The following is a 19479-nucleotide window of genomic DNA, read 5'->3' on the forward strand; positions in this document are numbered from 1 at the left end:
GAAATCGATATTGCGCCGGGATCGCGGCGCTGTTGTTGCGGGCTGGGGCGGGGTGAAAATGCCAGTCCGGGACGAAGATTCGTTGTGCGAGTTTCCGGGGGCAGGGGGCGGATCAGAGCGAGGGGGTGAAAGTTGGATGTTGTTAAGGGAATTCGGGGATCCGACTGAGGTTCGGGTGCGAGAATCGGGCGATGAGGGGCGGAGTCGAGCCCGCGGTGATGGAGGTTCGCTCCACACCGGAGGTTTCGCAGCAAGAGACTTTCGCGGAATGGGAGGCCGTGGTCGCGGCGGCCTACGTTCCGGTGGTGGTGACACCGGTGCGATCGGGGGAATTCCGTGCGCGCATCGTGCAATCGCGATTCGGCACGATCGATGTGTCCATGGTGACGGCCAGCGGCCAGCACCTCAGCCGCATTCCGCGGCTCATCAACGAGCCCGAGGAACCCATCCTGTTCGCCATTGTGACCACACACGGGCATGGCTGGTTGGAGCAGGACGGGCGGGTGGGGGAGTTGGCCGACGGCGGGCTCACCCTGCACGTCAGTTCCCGGCCCTTCAGCGTCCATTTCGAGCAGTCCTGGGGCGTGGTGGCGGTGCAGGTGCCGCTGTCCGAGGTGGTGGGCCAGTCGGGTGTGCCCGCGGACCGGCTGCCGACGGCGGTGCGCTTCCCGCCCGAGGGCGCGGCCGGCCTCGTGGGCCGCTTCTTCTGCGGACTGGCACAATTGCAGTACACCGCACCGGATCAGGCGGCGACGCTGGCCAAACACGGTACGGGACTGCTCGCTTCGGTGGTGCAGCTAGCGGCGGACGACCTGCCGCGCGACGAGCCCGCGCAGGCGCTGGCCAAACAGCGGGCGCTGGCCTTCATCCAACGCCACTACGCCGATCCCGAACTCACCATCGATCAGGTGGCCGGAGCCTGTGCGGTGTCCCGCCGGACCCTGTATCGGTTGTTCGAGCATGGAGAGGACGGCGTAGCGACCATGGTGCGGCGCATGCGCATCGAGCGTGCCCTCGCCCTGATCCGCACCGATCCCTCCCGGCCGCTGCTGTCGGTGGCCGGTGCGTCGGGCTTCGTGTCGGAGCGGCAGTTCTATCGGGCCTTCAAACGCGAAATGGGCATGACCCCTGGCGAATTCCGCTCGCATCATGCCTGATCAGGGGTTGAATCGCGGATGACGTGAATTGACAGCGATCTGGCACGGGCGGGCAGTCACAGTGGCGCGGCCGATCGGAATACTAGAGAAGCGCCGCCCGGTCGTCGCCTTCGAGCCGCCGACGACCGGGCAGGCGAGCTAACTCAACAATCCGGGCAACTGGTCCGTTTCGTCGGATCGGTCGGCTTCATTAGCAGATTCCTGGCGGCTGGTAGTGCAATGATGCAAGGTGTGGGTATCGCGTCCACTGCCAGCGCCGAAGTCCAGACGACCTCAGAGGTTTCCGCGCGGCAGGCATTCGAGCAGTGGGAGGCCATCGTGGCCGACGCCGTGCTCCCGTCGATCATCGAGCCGATCGGCAAAGGGCAGTGGCACGGCAAGCTGCGCTCCACCCAGTTCGACCACGCCAGTCTGACTCTGATGACCTCCAGCGCCCAGCGGGTGGTGCGCACCAAGCGCCAGCTCGACCAGGCCGCGGGGGAATTCCTGCTGGTGAATATTGTGGTGGATGGCGCGAACTGGACAGAGCAGAACGGCCGGATCACCGAGGGCGGGGCCGGGACCATCGCGTTCTACGACAGTGCCCGCCCGATCGAGAGCCGCACCACCGAGGACGCGGTGTCCACCATCGTGCGCGCGCCCATGAGCGATGTGCTCGACTACGCCGGGCTACTACGCGATGAACTGCCGATCGCCAAGGCGCTGCCCGCCACCGGGGCGATGGGCGTGGTTGTCGACTTCTTCCGGGGCATGGCGGCCCTGTCGGTCAAGGAAACCGACCGGGCCGCAAACGTTCTCGAATCGCAGATCGCGGCCATGCTCTCCTCCGCCGTGCTGTTGGCCAAGGGGCAGAGCTCGCCGGCGCCAGCCGATTCGGTCTACACCCGCCAGCAGGTGCTGTCGGTGCTGCGTCAGCGCTACACCGATCCGAACCTGACTGTCGACGAGGTGGCGCACGCCTGCCTGATGTCTCGGCGCACCCTCTACCGGGTGTGCGAGGACATCGGAGGCCCCGCCGCGCTGGTGCGGCGCATGCGAGTCGAGCACGCCCGGCGGCTCTTGCGGGCCGACCCGAACCGTCAGCTCTCGGCGATTGCCGCGGCATCGGGATTCGCCACCGATCGGCATTTCTACCGCGCATTTCGGCAGGAGACCGGCGTGACGCCCGGTCAATTTCGGTCACAACTGGACGCGGGCAAGCGCCGTCGATAGCACGGCATGGGATGTCGCTGTAACCGCCTCGTCTTCGGCGAAGGGTGATGTGAACGCGGTGCCGGCGCGCTCTACATGTCGCAGTGCCTCATAGACGAGCGCGGGGGGTACTGCTCAGTGTCCGTCGCAAGTCCGAGCTGACGCCGTTGGAGCGCAAGGTCTTCCGCGGTGGCGAGCTTGGGTCGCAAATCTTCCGCATCGGCATCGGCAGCGTCGCGGCGCAGGGCGGGCTCTGAGCAATTGCACCTGCCCACGCGGTGGGAGCGGGAGCGCACCGGCGCGCGGATCCACATGGTGACCTGGCCGGGGTTCATTGTGGCGCGGGACGTGGATTGGGTTGTGCGCGTGAACAATGCGGTCACACTCTGGTAGACGGAGCTGGCGACGCCGCTGGGCGGGCGTGAACACAGGGTTTGCTGTACGCCGATCTGGAACTGGATCCGAGCGGCGAGTCGGCCGCCTACCGAAAACTGGTACGTACCAATGCGGTGCATTGGCCCGATTTCTCCGGATCTGACACACTCTCCCGAAGTATTCGGTCGTACATGGGCCGACCATTGTCATCGAGGGATGGGGAGTGGAAGGGTCAGAAGCGGTCGATCGGATCGAGGTGCGGTCCGGACCGGAGCAGTCGCCGGCGGAGGCATTCGAGCGCTGGCAAGCGCATGTGAGCGATGCCTATGTGCCATTGGCGGTTTCACCAAAACCGACCGATCGTTTTGTTGGACATATCGAACACGCCCGATATGGCGACCTCGATCTGACCGTCGTCGGATCCTCCACTCAGTTCATTCGCCGCACCGATCGGCTGATAGCGCAGGCGAATGACGAGTATCTGATCGCGAGTATTCCGATTTCCGGGCACGGACGCCTGCAGCAGGACGGCCGGGTCGCCGACGTCCGCCCCGGCTCGATCGTGTTCTACGACACCACTCGTCCCTATCAGTGGGACTTGCAGCACGAGTGGGAGCAAGTCGTCGTACAGGTGCCGCTGAGCAGGCTGCGCGACCACTACGGCCTCTCCGATCCCGAAGTCCCCACTGCCACTGTCTTTTCCGGCGGAACCGCGCCGGGAATCGTGGCGCAGTTCTTCCGCGGCGTCGCGGGATTGCAGCGCACCGATCCGGCCGGGGCGGCGCTGCTGGCCGAGCCGGGCATGGATCTGCTGGCCGCGGCGGTGGTCGCGGCGTCCGGGCGCACCACGCATGACCAGTCTGCGGACGCCTTGAATCGGCAGCGGGTGCTGGCCTTCATGCGCAGCAACTGCGCCGATCCGGATCTCGGAGTTGATCGAATCGCGGAAGGTTGCCGCATGTCGCGGCGTACTCTTTACCGGGTGTTCGGCGAGTTCGAGGGTGGGCCCGGAACTGTACTGCGCCGCATGCGAATCGAACGTGCTTGCGATCTACTGCGAAATGCGCCACAGTTGCCGCTTTCGGCCGTTGCGAAAGCATCGGGATTCCTCACCGAGCGTAGCTTCTACAGAAGCTTCCGTTTGGAAATGGGCACTACGCCAGGGGCTTTTCGTACCCTGGCATGATCAGTCGGTGATTCGGCACTCATCGCCATTGTTCGGCCGGAAACTCTTGGCAAGCATCACGTTCCATGAGGGATAAGCGATGAGGATTACGGTGCGAGTCGCCGCCGTCCAGGCCGAACCCAGCTGGCTACGGTTGTCCGACGGCGTCGAGCAGGTCGTCGAACTGATCCGAGCAGCAGCGACGCGGGGCGCCCGGCTGATCGCATTCCCGGAGGCGTTTCTCCCCGGTTATCCGTGGTGGCGCTGGATCGATACCAATCAGTGGAATGTCGAGTACTCGACTCGATGCCGCGAGAATTCGATGACCCGGGATGGTGCGGAAATGCGCGCGATCGCCGAGGCCGCAGCCGCGTATGGCATTCACGTCATCCTCGGATTCGGTGAACGGCAGGATCGGCGAATCTATATGTCGCAGGCCGTGATCGACGATTCCGGCAAGTTGCTGTCGATGCGCCGCAAGGCGGGGCTGAACAGCGTGGAGCGCAAGATATTCGCTTCCGGCACCCCGAATCTGCCTGCGGTGCACCATACTCCGATCGGCAAGTACGGCGCGCTGTCCGGGCAGGAGAATCAGCGGCCGCTGCTCACCCGCGCGCTGCGCGCCGACGAGGAGCAGATTCACGTGGCGGCGTGGCCCGGCAGCCCGAACGGCGATGCGGCAGGGCTGGATTCGAGCACCACGGTCAGCCGCATGTACGCGCTCGAGGTCGGCGCGTTCGTCCTCGCGCCCACCGCGGTGGTGGGTGAGTCGGCGTTCGACGGCATGGGCGGCGTTCACCGGATGGCCGGACCCACCGGCCGCACCCGCATCTACGCCGCCGACGGCAGTGAGGTGGTGTCGCCGCTCGATGAGGGTGAGGAGGGCATCCTCTACGCCGATCTGGACATGGGCGCGGCGAGCGCCGGAGACCAGCGGTTCGATTCCGACCGCTCCACCCGCGACAGCAAGGGCTCCGTCCCGGCCCGCCGCGGCTCGCGCCGTCTCGCCGCGGGCTGGCAGTCCGGGCCCGACCGCTGGGCCCTCCCGATGTCCCTGGGCGCCGACCCCGGCGGCATCGCCGCCTGCTGACCCGACCTCGACTTACCGGGTGCTCGGCGATGCGGGCAATGCCGCGCGTACCCGGAGGCTCGGCGGATCAGTGCGCTCCCAGCCGGTTCCGACGTCTGGGCGGTCCGACGGGCTGGGGTTCGTCTTCGAGACCCTGGTGTCCTCAGGGGATTTCGGGGTGAAGACCCTGAGAGCTGCGAGAGGTGCCTAACTCCGCACCAGCCGCGCGATGGCGTCGGTGGCTTCCTTGATCTTGGCCTCGGCCTCCGGACCGCCGGCGATGGCCGCGTCGACCACGCAATGGCTGATGTGATCCTCGAGCAGGCCCATGGCGACGGCCTGCAGGGCCTTGGTCATGGCCGAGACCTGGGTGAGGATGTCGATGCAGTACTTCTCCTCCTCGACCATGCGCTGCAAACCGCGAGCCTGGCCCTCGATGCGGCGCAGGCGCTTGAGGTAGTCGTCCTTGGCGGTGATGTAGCCGTGGGTGGCGTGGTCGTGGCAGGACTCGGCGGCGGTGTCGGTGTGCGCAGCCATGTCTGTGGTCGCGGTCTTGTCGTTGGTCACCTGCGCTGTCCTCACTGCCGGGCGATAATACCCCCCTAGGGTACATGGTTCGCCCTGGTCCCACCACTCATACGCGCATGCGCGAGAATCGGGGCATGAGTTCGGATCCACGGGCAACGCTCGCCATCATCGGAGGCAGCGGGTTCTACGACTTCTTCGGCGACGACGCCATCACAGTCGAGGTAGAGACCCCCTATGGTGCGCCCAGCGCGCCCATCACCATCGGTCAGGTGGAGGGGCGCTCGGTGGCGTTCCTGCCGCGGCACGGCCGTAAGCACGAATTCTCACCGCATACCGTGCCCTACCGCGCCAATATGTGGGCTCTGCGCTCGCTGGGCGTGCGCCGCATCTTCGGCCCGTGCGCGGTCGGCAGCTTGCGCGCCGACTGGGGCCCGGGCACCGTGGCCGTTCCCGATCAGCTGGTGGACCGCACCTCCGGCCGCGCCCAGACCTTCTACGACACCGGTGGCGTGCACGTCTCCTTCGCCGACCCGTACTGCGACGAACTGCGTGCGGCCGCGACCGCGTCGCTCGGCGACGAGCTGCCCGCGCACGACTACGGCACCATGGTCGTGGTGGAGGGCCCGCGCTTCTCCACCCGCGCCGAGAGCCGCTGGTTCGCCGGACAGGGCTGGGAGCTGGTCAATATGACCGGGCACCCGGAGGCCGTGCTCGCCCGGGAACTCGAAATGTGCTATTCCGCAATCGCTCTCGTGACCGACCTGGACGCGGGCCTGGAGTCGGGTGAGGGCGTCAGCGCCGCCGACGTCTTCGCCGAGTTCGAGCGCAACCTGGTGCCGTTCAAGGCCCTGGTGCGCCGCGCCGTCGCCGCCGTCGAGGGCGACGACACCTGCGACAAGTGCCGCGTGCTCACGGGCACCGGCGTGCAGCTGCCCTTCGAGCTGCCCTGATCGAATCCCGATGGGATCGCCGCCCGAGCGATCGGGGCACCGCTCTGTGCCCCGCGGTGCGCCGTCGCACCTGCTCGTGGCGGCATCCACGGGATCGGTTCGCACACCCTGCATGCCCGTCTCCCAATAGGTATCGGGGTTACGCCTCTCGCTGGAGGTGAGCATTTCGGCCCGTTCGCCTACGCTGGGTTCATGAATGCGGGCGGTTCCGAACCCCTGCGCGTCCTGCTGACCGGCGCGGCTGGTTATCTGGGCTCCCACGTCCATCGCGCCTTGCTGGCGTCGGGCCATGACGTCGTCGCGATCGACGCGCTGCTCGCGACCGTGCACGGCCCGAATTCCGCTATCCCCGAGGATGTTTCCCGCATCGACATCCGCGATCAGGAAGCGCTCGAACCCCTGCTCGCCGATATCGACGTGGTATGCCACCTGGCGGCGGCCGTGCCGCTGCCGCAGGTCCGGGGCGCGATCGAGCCGGTGCCCGCCGCCCCTTCGAACCTCGCGGCGTCGCAGGATGTTCCGCACGCGCGCCGCAGTTCCGAGGACGGGCAGCGCGGCGGCGATGCCGCGCACGGGGCAGGCCCGTGCGTCCGCGCCCCGATCGGCCCGGACCGGGGCGGACCGGAGCGGCCGGGCGCGGAAGGCATGCGCTGGGCCGCGCTGTACGCCGCGCACAATGACGTGGGGACCGCTGTGCTGCTGGCCGCCATGGAGCAGGCGGGGGTGCGTCGGCTGGTGCTGGGCTCCTCGGTCGCGGTGTACGGCGAGGGCCGGTACCGGGGCGTGCGATGCGGGCCGTTCTATCCGGGATTGCGGCGGCGCGGTGATCTGGATCGAGGGCTGTTCGATCATCGAGCGCCGCGGTCCGGAGAGGTGCTGACCTGGGAACCGATGGGCGAGGACGCGCCATTGCGGCCCCGAAGCGCCTATGCGGCAAGCAAAGTCGCGCAGGAGCGCTACACGCTGGCCTGGGTGGCCAATACCGGTGGGAATGCCGCGGTGCTGCGGTATCACCATCTCTACGGGGAGCCGGTGGCGGACGGCCGTACGGTGCTATCGGCGGAATCCGGTGTGGTCGCGCGGTTTCGGGCCGAACTGGCGGCGGGCCGCCCGCCGCAGGTCTTCGAAGACGGCGGGCAGGTCCGGGATTTCACGCACGTGCGAGACGCGGCGGTCGCCACCGTGGCGGCCGTGGAACGCCAGGTGCCCGGTTTCGTGCCGTTGAATATCGCCTCGGGGCGACCGCTCACGCTGTGGGAGGTGGCCTCCACCATGGCCAAGGCGGTGGACGGCCCGACCCCGGTGGTGACGGGGCAGTGCCGGATCACCGATATCCGCCATGTTGTCGCACATCCGGAACGCGCCCGGCACGCCTTGGATTTCACCGCGCGCACGCCGCCGGCCAAGGGTCTGGCCGACTATGCCGCGCGCGGTATCGGGCGGCGCTGAACGCTCAGCCGATAGGCTCCCGGCATGGACACCCCGCTCCGGCTCGAGGTCATCATCGCCAGTGTGCGTCCCAAGCGGTTCGCGCCGGTGGTCGCGGACTGGTTCCTGCGGCGGGCGCGCTCCGACGCGGAGTTCGAGGTCGGTGTCATCGACCTGATGGACACCCCGCTGCCGATGGACCTCACCGAGACCGATGAGGTGCGGGCGTTCCAGCAGCGGATCGGGGCCGCTGATGCCCTCGTGGCGATTACCTCGGAGTACAACCACGGCTACCCGGCCTCGCTGAAGACCGCGTTCGACAGCGCCAAACGCGAATGGCGTGGCAAGCCCATCGGTTTCGTCAGCTACGGCGGCCTGTCCGGCGGCCTGCGCGCGGTGGAGCAGTTGCGGCAGGTGGTCGCCGAGATCCACATGGTCTCCATTCGCGAGACCGTGAGCTTCCACGAAGCCAAACGCCGATTCGACGCCGACGGCGAGACTCGGGACGGCGCGGCCATCGATGCCGCTGACCGCATGCTCCGGCAACTCGCCTGGTGGGCACGGGCATTGCGCACCGCCCGTGCGGCCGACCCTTATCCGGGTAGCTGAGGCGCGAAAGCGACTGCGGCGCGGGGCTGTCCGATGTAGATGGACTCGCGCGGAATGGAGACCAGCGTCAAGGCGACCTCGGTGGCGCCGGTGCGTAGGATGATCCGGTTTCCGACCGCTCCGGGCTGATGGATGGACAGGTCGGGTTTGCTCCCCGGCCAGCCGAGGGGGTCGCCGGTCAGGTAGATGGTGGTGAGGCCCGCATGGGGTGCGGGGGCGAGGACGCCGTCGACCAGGGTGGCGGTGAAATCGGCGTCGGGCTGATGGGTTTCGACGGCGACGGTGAGACGGTCGGGATTGCCTATGGTGATGACCAACTGTTGCCACGCCCGAGGGCGGTCGGTGCGGATGAGGATGCGTTCCCCTACGGCCAGAGCACGGAAGACGATCTGCTGGGCGAGGTAGAGCTCGCCCGCCAGATAAACGCTCGAAATGCCTTGCCCGACAATCCGGATGGCGACACCATTGCCCTCGTCGTCGGAACCGGCCAGCTGGCCGCAGCCGGCGGACGGCAGGTGCAGGGCCGCGAGGGCGGCGGTCTCGCGGATCTCGGTGGGGACGATGTCGTCCAGGCCGGGCACCGCGAAGGGCAGGTGCGCGAGCAGGCCCTCGCGGTGGCGGCCGTTCATGGAGATCATGTGCTGCTGCACCGGCTCCTCGGGCATTTCCCGGGCGGTGAGCCGCCAGGCCGCGCCGATGCGCACGGTGTCGGCGCTGTCGCCGGGGCGCAGCCGCACGGCCACCGTGGTGGCGCGCGAGGCGGGCAACCACAACTGGGCGAGCAGGTCGGAGGCCAGCTCCCGGGGATCCACGGCCGCACCGATGTTCACGCCATTGCCGAGTTCGACGTAGCGCCAGCGCTGAATCAGTCCGCCGGGGTCCAGACCGGCGGTGATCTGGAGCGCCGCCTGCCGGATCTCGGGGGCGGTGAGCAGCCGGGCCGAGCAGCCGCCGTCCGCGAGGGTGCGCACGATGCGCTGGGTGGCGATGGTGACCGCCCGGCACGCGCCGGTGAGTCCGCCGCCGCGCCGGGCCGCGGCCTCCGGGCAGCCGATCGGGTCGAAGGCGATGGCCAGCCACACCGTGCGGTGCGCCGTGGCGGGCAGCGGGCCGAGCAGGGTTTCGTAGATCGCGCCCGCGGGCGTGCCGGAGCGGCTGCGGTAGCCGTGCGAGACGATGTCGATCCCGGAGAGCAGAATGTCGTGCCGGCTCAGGCTTTTCGCGAGTTCCGGCAGCGGCAGCAGATGGGCGGAGTGCACGGTGGAGCGGCCGAGCCTCGTCAATCCCCCCTTGGGCGCGAGCAGTTCGACGACCGCGACCACGCGGCTGCCGTCCCGATAGAGTCCGAGCGAGCGGCCATCGGGGGCACGGAAGTCGATGATGTCGGCGGGCGGGTGGTCGCGGCGGGACCGGAACCGGCAGCGGGTGGCGATCCAGTCCGACACCGTACGTTTGCCGAGTGGTAGCACAAGAATCAGACCGACCACTATGCCGAGCGTGAGCGCACCCCACCAGGGCAATCCGCACGCCATTGCGATGATCAGAACGACCAGTCCGGCAACCTGGGCCCAGACCAGGTTCGCGAAGGAGATCCGGCCGAGCAACCGTCGCGGCGCCGTCGCCCCGGATTCGATCGTCATCGTCGGTCCCCCGGTTCCCCGATGTCGGCACCAGGCGGCGCACGAGTGCGCCCGCGCGGCAGCCGAGTGCGAATGAAGGTGCTGGTCACTGTACTGTGTTCGGCGAACCCAACGACTTGGCGGGGACTTGGATGCCTTCGAAACCCACGACCCGATGGCAGGTGAGCGGCTACCGCTTCCTGGTCCGTCGCATGGAGCACGCCCTGGTCCGCCGGGACGTGCGAATGCTGCACGATCCCATGCGCTCACAATCCCGCGCCTACGCCGCCGGACTCATTCTCGCGTGTGTCGCGCTGGCAGGTTGCGGAGTGTTGGCCCTGCTGCGACCACAGGACAAGATCGGGTCCAACAAGATCCTCGTCGGCAAGGATTCCGGCGCGGTCTACGTCGTGCTCGACAATGTGGTGCACCCGGCGCTGAATCTGGCTTCGGCGCGCCTGGCCGCCGGCGATGCGGTGAAGCCCGCGACGGTGAAGGAGTCAGAGCTGGCCACGAAGCCGCGCGGGCAGCTGATCGGCATTCCGGGCGCGCCGACCTCGTTGACCCTCGCCGACGGCCACGGCCGCACCTGGACGGTGTGCGACGCGCTGTCCAACGACGGCAGCCGCAATCTCACCACCTCGGTACTGGTCGGCGATCCGACCTTGGCGGACAAGGCATCTGCGCTGGCATCCGGCAGGGCGCTGCTGGCGCAGGGCAAGGACCACACCTACCTGATCTACGATGATCAGCGCGCCCGGATCGATCTGAACGATCGCGCCGTGGTCGATGCGCTCGACCTGCGCGGCCGAACCGCACGGCCCATCAGCCAGGGTCTGCTCAACGCCATTCCCGAGGTGTTGCCGCTGGTACCGCCACGCATCGAGAATGCCGGGGCCGCACCGAGTTACCCGCTCGGCGACCATCGCATCGGCGATGTCGTGCAGGTGCGCGCGGACAGCAGGTACTACGTGGTGCTGCCGGACGGCCTGCAGCCTGTCTCCGCGCTGACCGCCGACATCATCCGCAATACCTACCGATCCGACGCCGCCGACGACTACATCGCGCAGGCCGACCGCACCGGTGCGCCGGTCTCCTCGGCCTTGCAGGTGTCGAAGTATCCGGACAAGGCCCCGGTCATCGTTGACGGCAAGGACCAGCCCGTCGACTGCCTGTCCTGGAAGCCGGTGAGCTCCGCCGATACCCCTGACGGCAGCACACGCGCCGAGTTGGCCGTGCTCACCGGGCACGCCGTGCCGATTCCCGACCGCGCCGAGCTGGTTCCGCTCGCACAGGCCGACGGCAGCGGGCCGAATGCGGACAGCTTCTACCTGAAACCGGGTGCCGGGGCATACGTGCAGTCCACCGGCATCGAGCCGGACAGCCAGCGCCACGACAGCCTGTTCTTCGTGTCCGACTACGGAGTTCGCTTCGGCATCAGGAATCTGGATTCCGCCAAGGCGCTGGGCATGGACCCGGAGAAGGTGCGGCCGGAACCCGCGCCGTGGCCGATTCTCGGACTGTTGGCGCCCGGACCGACCCTCAGCCGGGAAGACGCCATGGTCGCCCACGACGGCGTGGCCCCGGACCCGAATCCGGCCAAGGAGCCGGTGAGAACCCAAGCGCCGAACGCGAACTGAGCTCAGATATCGCTGTCGCGGACGTCGAACCTGCGGCGCAGCGGGAACGAGGCCAGGAAGCCGAGCACCAGCAACAGCGCGACGACGCCGGTGCCGATCAAGGCCACGTTCCGTGGCGTGTGGTCGGGCGCGGGTGGCGGGTCGGGCAGGGCCAGCCGTTGATCCCGGGATCCGGCGGGATGCTTGGGCGGCAGCTCGCTGCGCAGCTCGGCGCTGAGCGCGGCCACGGGATCGACTGTGCCGTAACCGATGTAGGGATTCCAGCCCTCGCCGGGCGCGTGCGCGGTGGCCTCGATGCGCTGGATGACCTCGGCGGCTCGCATTTCCGGGTAGCGCGAACGCACCAGCGCGGCCACGCCCGAGACCTGCGGAGCCGCGAAACTCGTTCCGCTGTAGCGGACGACCTGCCCCTGATTGGTCACCTTCGCCGTGGTGAGCCCGGTATTGCGAGGGTCGAGCGAGATGATGTGCTCGCCCGGCGCGGCCACCCCGACCCACGGTCCGGGCACGGTGAATTTCGACGGCTGGCCGAAGGCATCCACCGAGCCGACCGAGAGCACGTACGCATCCCACCAGGCGGGCACCACATACGAGGTGACGTGATCCCACGGATCGTCGCCGGGATGCAGGGGATCCAGGCCCGGATTGCTCGCCTTGCAGGTGTCGGTATTGCCCGCTGACGCCACGATGACCACGTCCTTCTCGACGGCCGCGTAGCGCACGGCGGCGCCCAACGCACCCATGTCCGCACTGGTGGGTTCGGTTGTCGGGCAGGCGACCAGGGAGATATTGATGACCCCCGCTCCCGCGTCGGCGGCCCGCCGCACCGCGGAGGCCAGCGCGGAGATCTTGCCGTAGCCGTCGGGCATATCATCCGGACCCTTCTCCCGCCCCGCACCCTTGGTCTGATAGAGCGCGCTGGTCTGGCGGACGGTCATGATCCGCGCCTCCGGAGCCACCCCCGCGAAGCCCTGGCCCTCGGCCTGGGCGGCGCCGATCAGGCCGGCGACGATGGTGCCGTGGGCATCGCAGTCCTCGGTGCCGTCACCACCCGCCGCCACGTAGTCGCCGCCGGGTACGAGTCCGGGCAGTCGCGGGTGCGGGGATACCCCGGTGTCGATGACGGCCACCAGTTGCCCCGCGCCACGCGAGAATTGCCAGGCATCGGGCAGGTCCAGGGTGCGCTGGGTGGCGGGGATGGCGGGCCCGTCGCCGCCCGCCTGCGTGCTCGAGCAGGGGGAATTGGCGGGGTGTTCGGTCTCGCTGGGTGGCGTCGCCGGGCCGCTCGGGGGTAGCAGAGCGGAGTCGATGGGCGGCGGCCGATCCGCGGCGGCGATGCCCGGCAGGAGGACCGGGCCGAACGAAACGCTCAGCGCCAGAGCGAAAGCCGCGGCGGCGGCATGGAATGCCCTGGTGCCCCTATTCCCACCGGCCCCGGCGATCACGGTCACAGCTCGCGGACGAGCGAATAGAGGTCGGCCACCCAGAAGGTCAGCGGCACCACGGCCGCCACGAACCCGTACTCCAGCAGTTCCACGGCCCGCCGCAGGGGCGGCGTGGCCTGCCGGCGGGGCGCGATGATGCCCAGCACCAGCGCCGCCGCGGAAAGCAGCAGGGCCACACCGAAGATCGTGAGCGGCTGCCGTTGGGTGAGGGCCGCGCCGATCAGGACCAGCAGCACGATGGCCGTGCCGCCCGCGATGAGCACCACGGCCGGCTCCGCCCCCGCATAGGTACGACTGCGGAGCATGAGCACCGCCGCGCACACCAGCGCCAGCGCCAGACCGGGCCGATACGGGCGGTCCGCGATGGGATCCACGCCGGCGACCGCGCCGGCCGCGACCACCATGGTGGTCGCCGCGACCAATCCGGCCAGATATTCGCGCGCCCGTTCGGATTTCGCGCGCAGCACCTCCATGGTGGGCAGCGCGCGGTGGTCGTCGGGATCGTCCTCGGTGGGGTCGAGCGGGGTGCCGGGCGCGGGGACCGGCGGCAGCGGTAGTTCGGCCAGCAGCATGGAAAGCCTTGGGGCCAGGGACAATCCAGCTAAACTGAGGGCCGCCGCGCCGCCGCCGATCGCGTGCACGGGCAGACTCGTCAGCAGGCCCACCAGGGCGGCCGGGATGGCGAATACGGCCAGCGTGGTCACGCCGATGAACAGGCCCAGCCCGACCCCGCTCACCCGCCAGGCCACAATCGCGGTGGCCCCGGCCAATACCGCGCCGAGAAGTGCGTTGGCCCAGCCGTAATGACTCGGCACGAACAGCATGCCCGCGCTGAAGGCGGTGGGCAGCGCGCAGCCGCCCAGGACCAGCGCGCTCGCGCGGTCGTGATACATGCGGCTGAGCACCATGCTCGCGATGACCAGCAGCAGCGTGACGAAGGTCGCCACGGCCGCGCCGACCCGACCGGGAACGGCCGTGGGCGCGGCCAGCAGGCCGAAGCAGCCGACCGCTGAGATGGCCACCGCCAGAACCGATCCGGTCAGCCGGGCCGTGCGCGGCGTCCACCCGCGGAAGTGGTCGGCATCGGCGATCGCGACGTTGTACATGATGTCGTCGAACAGCGGTGTGGGCGCGATGTGCTCGGCGTTCTCGAGCATGAGCAGTTCCCCGTCGCGCACGCCCTGCTCGGCCAGGCTCAGGGAATTGGAGAACGGCGGTCGTCCGATGCGGGCCAGCACCCACTCGCGCGGTTCGAGCTGTTCGCCGTCGTGGTCGAAGTCGTTGGCGCGATTGTGCTGGTCGACCATGTCGACCACGCTCGGGATCACCAGGGCCACAGGCACATCGACGGGAATGGCCATATCGACCTGGGTGTGCTTGGCCAGAATGGTGACTCGCGCCAGGTCGGGTGCGCGGACCGTGCCGCGGAGTTCCTCGAGGTGATCCGTACGCGAGTGCGTCACGCACGCACTGTACGGCATGATGGTTGCCGTCCGTGCACTGAGCCCGCAAGTCAATCCGAATCCATGGGGAATCCTCGTCGATGAGCACCGTACGGTTCCAGCGCAGAGCTCGCCGGGAGATGCCCCGCTCGCCCGGCGGCGAGGTGACTCTGCAGCCGCCGCCGGAGATTCCGCGGGCGGTGCCCGCCAATCTCTTCGCGAAGCTCATGCCGGTGGTGATGGGTGTCGGCATGCTCGGGATGGTCGCGCTCACGATCACCTCCGGCAACGGTCTCACATCCAATCCGATGAGCCTCATCTTTCCGATGATGATGGTGTTCTCCATGGTCGGGATGTATGCGGGGCAGGGTGGCAAGGGGCAGAAGGCGGCCGAGACCGATGAGGACCGCAAGGATTATCTGCGCTATCTGGACCAGGTTCGCAGGGATGTGGAGGAGACGGCCGGGCAGCAGCGGGCGGCCGTCGAGTGGAGTCATCCCGCGCCCGGCCTGATCTGGATGCTGGCGGGCACCACCCGGATGTGGGAGCGCCGGCCGGGGGACAGGGACTTCTGCCATGCCCGCATCGGAATTGGTAGCCAAAGACTTGCTACAAGACTGGTCGCCCCGGAAACTGGGCCCGTCGAAGAGCTCGAACCCATCGCCGCGGTCTCGCTGCGGCGGTTCGTGCGCACCCACTCCACCGTGCCCGATCTGCCCATCGCCATCGCCATCAAGGGCTTCGCCGCCGTGCAGCTCACCGGCGATCGCACCCACGCCCGGGACATGACCCGCGCCATGCTGCTGCAGCTGGCCATGTTCCAGGGCCCGGACCAGGTGCTGGTCACCGTGGTCTGCGGGCCGGACACGGTGCGCGAATGGGAATGGATCAAGTGGCTGCCGCACACCCAGCACCCGGCCTCGCTGGACGGGGTGGGCGCCGGGCGCATGGTGTACGGCTCCATCCGGGAGGCGCACGCCGATCTGAATCCCCTGCTGTACAACCGGGTTCGATATTCGCGTAATCAGCCGCCCAACCCGAACCTGGTCCAGATCGTGCTGGTGGTGGACGGCGGACTGCTCGAGGCCGAGGAGGATCCCCTGCGGGAGACCGGCTTCGAGGGCGTCACCGTGGTCGACCTGTGCGAGTACGCACCCCGGCTGGCCGCCTCACGGGGTATTCAGATGCTGGTGGAGAACGGCGAGTGCGCCGGGCGCGGAGCCTCCGGGACGATGGAGCGTTTCGCCGTCATCGACCGCATTACCGCGCGCGAGGCCGAGCAGGCGGCGCGGCGACTCGCGCCGTATCGGGCCGCCGCGGCGCACGCCGCCGAGTCGACCGGCGCCGGGGGCGAGGCGAGCGCCGGTTGGGCGCAACTGCTGGGCCTGGGTGATGTCGGCGCTTTCACGCCGGAGACCGCGTGGAGGCCGCGCTACGGCCGGGAGCGGCTGCGGGTGCCGTTCGGCGTCGGGGCCGACGGGCTGCCGGTGGTGCTCGATATCAAAGAGGCCGCCGAGGGCGGTATGGGCCCGCACGGGCTGTGTATCGGCGCGACGGGTTCGGGTAAGTCCGAATTCCTTCGGACGCTGGTGCTTTCGCTCATCGCCACGCACTCGCCCGATCAGCTCAACTTCGTGCTGGTGGACTTCAAGGGCGGCGCGACCTTCCTCGGGTTGGAGGGGGTGGCGCATGTCGCGGCCATCATCACCAACCTCGAGGAAGAGGCCGACCTGGTCGACCGCATGCGTGACGCGCTGGCCGGCGAGATGAACCGCCGTCAGGAACTGCTGCGCGCGGCGGGCAATTTCGCCAATGTCTCCGAATACGAGAAGGCGCGGGCGGCGGGCGCGGATCTGGATCCCCTGCCCGCGCTGTTCGTGGTGCTCGACGAGTTCTCCGAATTGCTCTCGCGGCATCCGGATTTCGCCGAGCTGTTCACCATGATCGGCCGGTTGGGACGCTCACTGCACGTCCATCTGCTGCTGGCCTCGCAGCGGCTGGAGGAGGGGCGGCTCAAGGGGCTGGAGAGCCACCTGTCCTACCGCATCGGTCTGAAGACATTCTCCGCCAATGAGTCCCGGCAGGTGCTGGGCGTGCCGGATGCCTACAGCCTGCCCAACAACCCGGGTGGCGGGTATCTGAAGTCCGATTCCGGGGAGATCCAGCGGTTCCAATCCTCCTATGTCTCCGGCTTGTACGTCGGGGGCGGGTCGCAGCGCGATGCCGCGGTCGCCACGTGGACCGGCGAGATCGATGTGACCGCACGCCCGTTCACCGCCGGGCACGTGGATTTTCGTGCCGCTGATCGGATTCCGTTGCCCGAAATATCGGAATTGGTGGAGGCTCCCGGCGACACCGATCAGATGTCCACCCTGCAGATGCTGGTGTCGCGGGTGCGCGGGCACGGCCGTCCCGCCCACGAGATCTGGTTGCCGCCGCTCGGCGCGGCCCCGACCCTGGACGAACTGCTGCCGCGCTCGATTCTCACCGGCGACTGGAATCCCACTGCGGCCCTGCGCGCCCCGATCGGCGTCGTCGACCGGCCCTACGATCAGCGCCGCGACTGCCTGGTGGTGGACCTGTCCGGATCGCGCGGCAATGCGGCGGTGGTCGGTGGCCCGCAGTCAGGCAAATCGACGGCCTTGCGCTCGCTGGTCATGGCGATGTCGTTGACGCATACCGCCGAACAGGTGCAGTTCTACCTGCTGGACTTCGGCGGCGGCACCATGGCCGGCCTGGAGGGCCTGCCGCAGGTGGGTGCGGTCGCCAGCCGCATGGAGGAAGACAAGGTACGGCGCACCGTGGCCGAGATGGTCGCCATCGTGCGCCGCCGCGAAGCCGACTTCCGTCGGCTCGGCGTGGAGTCCATGGCCGAGTTCCGGCGGCTGCGCGCCACCGACTCCGGGGCCACGAGCACCGCCGCGGGCGTACGGGAGGATCCCTTCGGCGACGTGTTCCTGGTGATCGACGGGTACGGGGCTTTCCGGCAGGAGTTCGAGCTGCTGGAGCAAACGGTCATGAACCTTGCGGTGCAGGGACTTTCGTACGGCGTGCACGTGGTGTTGTCGCTGAACCGGTGGGCCGAGGCGCGCCCCGCGCTCAAAGACCAGATCGGCACCCGCATCGAGTTGCGGCTCGGCGATCCCATGGACTCCGATCTGGGCCGCAAGTTCGCGGCGCTGGTGCCCATGGCTCGGCCGGGGCGCGGTATGACCGCCGACGGGCTGCACATGCTGACCGCGCTGCCGCGGGTGGACGGCGACCCGGATCCGGCGACACTGGGAAGCGGAGCGGCGCAGGCAGTTTCGGTCATTACCCAGTTCACCCCCGGTCGTCCGGCCCCGGCGGTGCGCATGCTGCCGGCGCGGCTGCCACGAGCGGAACTGTTGCGACTGGCGGGGAACTGGCCCGCCGAGGTCGACAGTTCCCAGCCGTGCCTGCGTTTCCCGTTGGGCATCAACGAATCCGGGCTGGCTCCGGTCTCGCTGGATTTGGCCGCGAGCCAGCACTTCGTCATCGTCGGCGACTGCGAGTGCGGTAAGACCACGCTGCTGCGCTCACTGGTGCAGTCGATCTGCGCGTCCAACACTGCTGACCAGGCGCGCATCATCATGGGCGACTACCGCCGCACCATGCTCGGCACCGTCCCGCAGGGCTACCTCGCGGGCTACGGAACCACCGCGCCCCAGTTCACCCAGAACATGGCGGACCTGGCCGCCTACGTCACCCAGCGCATGCCCGGTCCCGACGTCGCCCCGCAGCAGCTCAAGGACCGCTCCTGGTGGCGCGGCCCCGAGCTCTACGTCATCGTCGACGACTACGATCTGGTCGCCAATGCCGGCGGCAATCCGCTGCACGTCATGGTCGACCACCTGGCCCACGCCCGCGACCTCGGCTTCCACCTCATTCTGGCCCGCCGCTCCGGGGGCGCGGGGCGCGCCATGTACGAGGCCACCCTCAACCGCCTCAAGGAACTCAACTCCGCCTCCCTGGTCATGAGCTGCAGCCGCGACGAGGGCATCCTCTTCGGCGACACCCGCCCCTCCCTCATGCCCCCGGGCCGCGGCACCTACGGCACCCGCGCGGGCGAGGAACTCATCCAAACCGGCTGGATGCCGCCGGCGGAGCCGTGACCGCTACCCTCCACCGCTGCCCGGCAAGCCGTGGCCGCGACGACAAGTGGGCCCCGGCGCTGTGCCAGAGCCCACTAGCTCGACGTTCCGGATGCGGCGGCGGACAGCGGCGACATCCGGATCACCCGCCCGACATCGACCGTCCGTCCTTCGCGGCGATCGGCGAGAAGCCATGAACCGCACCGTCTTCCGCGTCAGTGCCGCAGGTGGCTGTGCACCCGGCGGCTGGTGGCGCTGGTCGCCGCGTTCGTGCTGCCGGCCTTTTCGTATCCGAACGTGACCACCGATTTCGTGCCGACCGGGGTAACTCACCGGATACGCCCACAATGGTTTCGGCACCCAATCGCCGGCACGGATGCGCGACTGTCAACGGCACCCCGCCGTCCGCTGAAGGCTCGGGGAGGCGGTACCGCTCAGAAGAGGCCCGCGAGGGCGGTGTCCTTGGCCTGGAGTTCGGCGTTGCCGGTGCGGACCAGGATGGCGGCGCCGTTGAGGGTGGTGTTGAGCTGCAGGACGTGCTGGTTCCACATGCGCTGGAGGTCGGCGAACGCGTCGTTGGCGTCACCCTTCCAGTTGTTCCGCACGAACTCCTCCACGCTGCGGTGGAAGGCCTCGAGCTGGTCGCGGATCACTTCCGCGCGGCGGATGATCGAATTCGCGCCGTCGGCGACGCCTTCGAAATGGGCGGAGATGATCTGACCGTCTATTGCTGCCATGGTGAATTCCTT

The 19479-nt window shown here is 68.6% G+C and carries 14 protein-coding genes; 9 read left to right on the plus strand and 5 right to left on the minus strand.

Going from position 1 to position 19479, the window contains the following annotated elements; all coding sequences use genetic code 11:
- Window positions 1-191: 191 nt before the first annotated feature.
- From GLP40_RS02220 to GLP40_RS02235, 4 genes are all read left to right on the plus strand, one after another.
- Window positions 192-1157: a helix-turn-helix domain-containing protein gene (locus GLP40_RS02220; protein ID WP_154786088.1), complete on the plus strand. Its 966-nt coding sequence runs from the start codon at window positions 192-194 to the stop codon at window positions 1155-1157.
- A gap of 231 nt (window positions 1158-1388) precedes the next feature.
- Window positions 1389-2369: an AraC family transcriptional regulator gene (locus tag GLP40_RS02225; RefSeq protein ID WP_196054492.1), complete on the plus strand. Its 981-nt coding sequence runs from the start codon at window positions 1389-1391 to the stop codon at window positions 2367-2369.
- A gap of 667 nt (window positions 2370-3036) precedes the next feature.
- Window positions 3037-3909, plus strand: coding sequence for an AraC-like ligand-binding domain-containing protein (locus tag GLP40_RS34685; protein WP_154786090.1), 873 nt, complete (start codon window positions 3037-3039; stop codon window positions 3907-3909).
- Window positions 3910-3988: 79 nt separating this feature from the next.
- The gene (locus tag GLP40_RS02235) at window positions 3989-4978 is read left to right on the plus strand and encodes a nitrilase-related carbon-nitrogen hydrolase (protein WP_154786091.1); all 990 of its coding nucleotides are present in this window, start codon (window positions 3989-3991) and stop codon (window positions 4976-4978) included.
- Between the two features lie 186 nt (window positions 4979-5164).
- Here GLP40_RS02235 and GLP40_RS02240 read toward each other — a convergent pair whose 3' ends face one another.
- Window positions 5165-5494 (minus strand): metal-sensitive transcriptional regulator, encoded by a 330-nt coding sequence (locus tag GLP40_RS02240; protein WP_154786363.1) that lies wholly within the window; start codon window positions 5492-5494, stop codon window positions 5165-5167.
- Between the two features lie 125 nt (window positions 5495-5619).
- On the opposite strand from GLP40_RS02240, the gene GLP40_RS02245 reads away from it, so the two are divergent.
- The 3 genes from GLP40_RS02245 to GLP40_RS02260 all read left to right on the plus strand — a co-directional run bounded on the left by GLP40_RS02245 (window position 5620) and on the right by GLP40_RS02260 (window position 8472).
- On the plus strand, window positions 5620-6435 hold the full coding sequence (locus tag GLP40_RS02245) for an S-methyl-5'-thioadenosine phosphorylase (RefSeq protein ID WP_154786092.1): 816 nt from the start codon (window positions 5620-5622) through the stop codon (window positions 6433-6435).
- Between the two features lie 192 nt (window positions 6436-6627).
- Complete coding sequence (locus tag GLP40_RS02255; RefSeq protein ID WP_407671515.1) at window positions 6628-7884, plus strand: NAD-dependent epimerase/dehydratase family protein; 1257 nt, start codon at window positions 6628-6630, stop codon at window positions 7882-7884.
- A 24-nt stretch (window positions 7885-7908) separates the two neighbouring features.
- Entirely contained in the window at window positions 7909-8472 is a 564-nt protein-coding gene (locus tag GLP40_RS02260) for an NADPH-dependent FMN reductase (RefSeq protein ID WP_154786093.1), read from the plus strand.
- Here the strand turns inward: GLP40_RS02260 and eccE are convergent.
- Window positions 8457-10112, minus strand: a complete 1656-nt coding sequence (gene eccE / locus GLP40_RS02265; protein WP_154786094.1) for a type VII secretion protein EccE — start codon at window positions 10110-10112, stop codon at window positions 8457-8459. The genes GLP40_RS02260 and eccE overlap by 16 nt on opposite strands.
- 131 nt (window positions 10113-10243) lie before the next feature.
- On the opposite strand from eccE, the gene eccB reads away from it, so the two are divergent.
- Window positions 10244-11731: a type VII secretion protein EccB gene (gene eccB / locus GLP40_RS02270; protein ID WP_154786095.1), complete on the plus strand. Its 1488-nt coding sequence runs from the start codon at window positions 10244-10246 to the stop codon at window positions 11729-11731.
- 2 nt (window positions 11732-11733) lie between these two features.
- Here eccB and mycP read toward each other — a convergent pair whose 3' ends face one another.
- Both mycP and eccD read right to left on the minus strand, forming a co-directional pair.
- Window positions 11734-13182 carry a type VII secretion-associated serine protease mycosin gene (mycP, locus tag GLP40_RS02275; RefSeq protein WP_328289572.1) on the minus strand — a complete coding sequence of 483 codons (1449 nt, stop codon included), beginning with the start codon at window positions 13180-13182 and terminating at the stop codon, window positions 11734-11736.
- On the minus strand, window positions 13179-14639 hold the full coding sequence (eccD, locus tag GLP40_RS02280) for a type VII secretion integral membrane protein EccD (protein ID WP_328289573.1): 1461 nt from the start codon (window positions 14637-14639) through the stop codon (window positions 13179-13181). Before eccD ends, mycP begins: the two co-directional genes overlap by 4 nt.
- 80 nt (window positions 14640-14719) lie before the next feature.
- Between eccD and eccCa the strand changes: the two genes are divergently transcribed.
- Entirely contained in the window at window positions 14720-18751 is a 4032-nt protein-coding gene (gene eccCa, locus GLP40_RS02285) for a type VII secretion protein EccCa (RefSeq protein WP_154786097.1), read from the plus strand.
- Window positions 18752-19164: 413 nt separating this feature from the next.
- On the opposite strand, the gene GLP40_RS02290 is transcribed toward eccCa, so the two are convergent.
- Complete coding sequence (locus GLP40_RS02290; RefSeq protein WP_154786098.1) at window positions 19165-19467, minus strand: WXG100 family type VII secretion target; 303 nt, start codon at window positions 19465-19467, stop codon at window positions 19165-19167.
- Window positions 19468-19479: the final 12 nt, after the last annotated feature.

The organism is Nocardia aurantiaca (assembly GCF_009708175.1).
Taxonomy (GTDB): domain Bacteria; phylum Actinomycetota; class Actinomycetes; order Mycobacteriales; family Mycobacteriaceae; genus Nocardia; species Nocardia aurantiaca.

What these genes read in the sequence shown, in the direction of transcription:
- GLP40_RS02220 (WP_154786088.1), top strand. Translation starts at nt 192, where the DNA reads ATGAGGGGCGGAGTCGAGCCCGCGGTGATGGAGGTTCGCTCCACACCG.
- GLP40_RS02235 (WP_154786091.1), top strand. Translation starts at nt 3,989, where the DNA reads ATGAGGATTACGGTGCGAGTCGCCGCCGTCCAGGCCGAACCCAGCTGG.
- GLP40_RS02240 (WP_154786363.1), bottom strand. Translation starts at nt 5,494, where the DNA reads ATGGCTGCGCACACCGACACCGCCGCCGAGTCCTGCCACGACCACGCC.
- GLP40_RS02245 (WP_154786092.1), top strand. Translation starts at nt 5,620, where the DNA reads ATGAGTTCGGATCCACGGGCAACGCTCGCCATCATCGGAGGCAGCGGG.
- GLP40_RS02255 (WP_407671515.1), top strand. Translation starts at nt 6,628, where the DNA reads ATGAATGCGGGCGGTTCCGAACCCCTGCGCGTCCTGCTGACCGGCGCG.
- GLP40_RS02260 (WP_154786093.1), top strand. Translation starts at nt 7,909, where the DNA reads ATGGACACCCCGCTCCGGCTCGAGGTCATCATCGCCAGTGTGCGTCCC.
- eccE (WP_154786094.1), bottom strand. Translation starts at nt 10,112, where the DNA reads ATGACGATCGAATCCGGGGCGACGGCGCCGCGACGGTTGCTCGGCCGG.
- eccB (WP_154786095.1), top strand. Translation starts at nt 10,244, where the DNA reads ATGCCTTCGAAACCCACGACCCGATGGCAGGTGAGCGGCTACCGCTTC.
- eccCa (WP_154786097.1), top strand. Translation starts at nt 14,720, where the DNA reads ATGAGCACCGTACGGTTCCAGCGCAGAGCTCGCCGGGAGATGCCCCGC.
- GLP40_RS02290 (WP_154786098.1), bottom strand. Translation starts at nt 19,467, where the DNA reads ATGGCAGCAATAGACGGTCAGATCATCTCCGCCCATTTCGAAGGCGTC.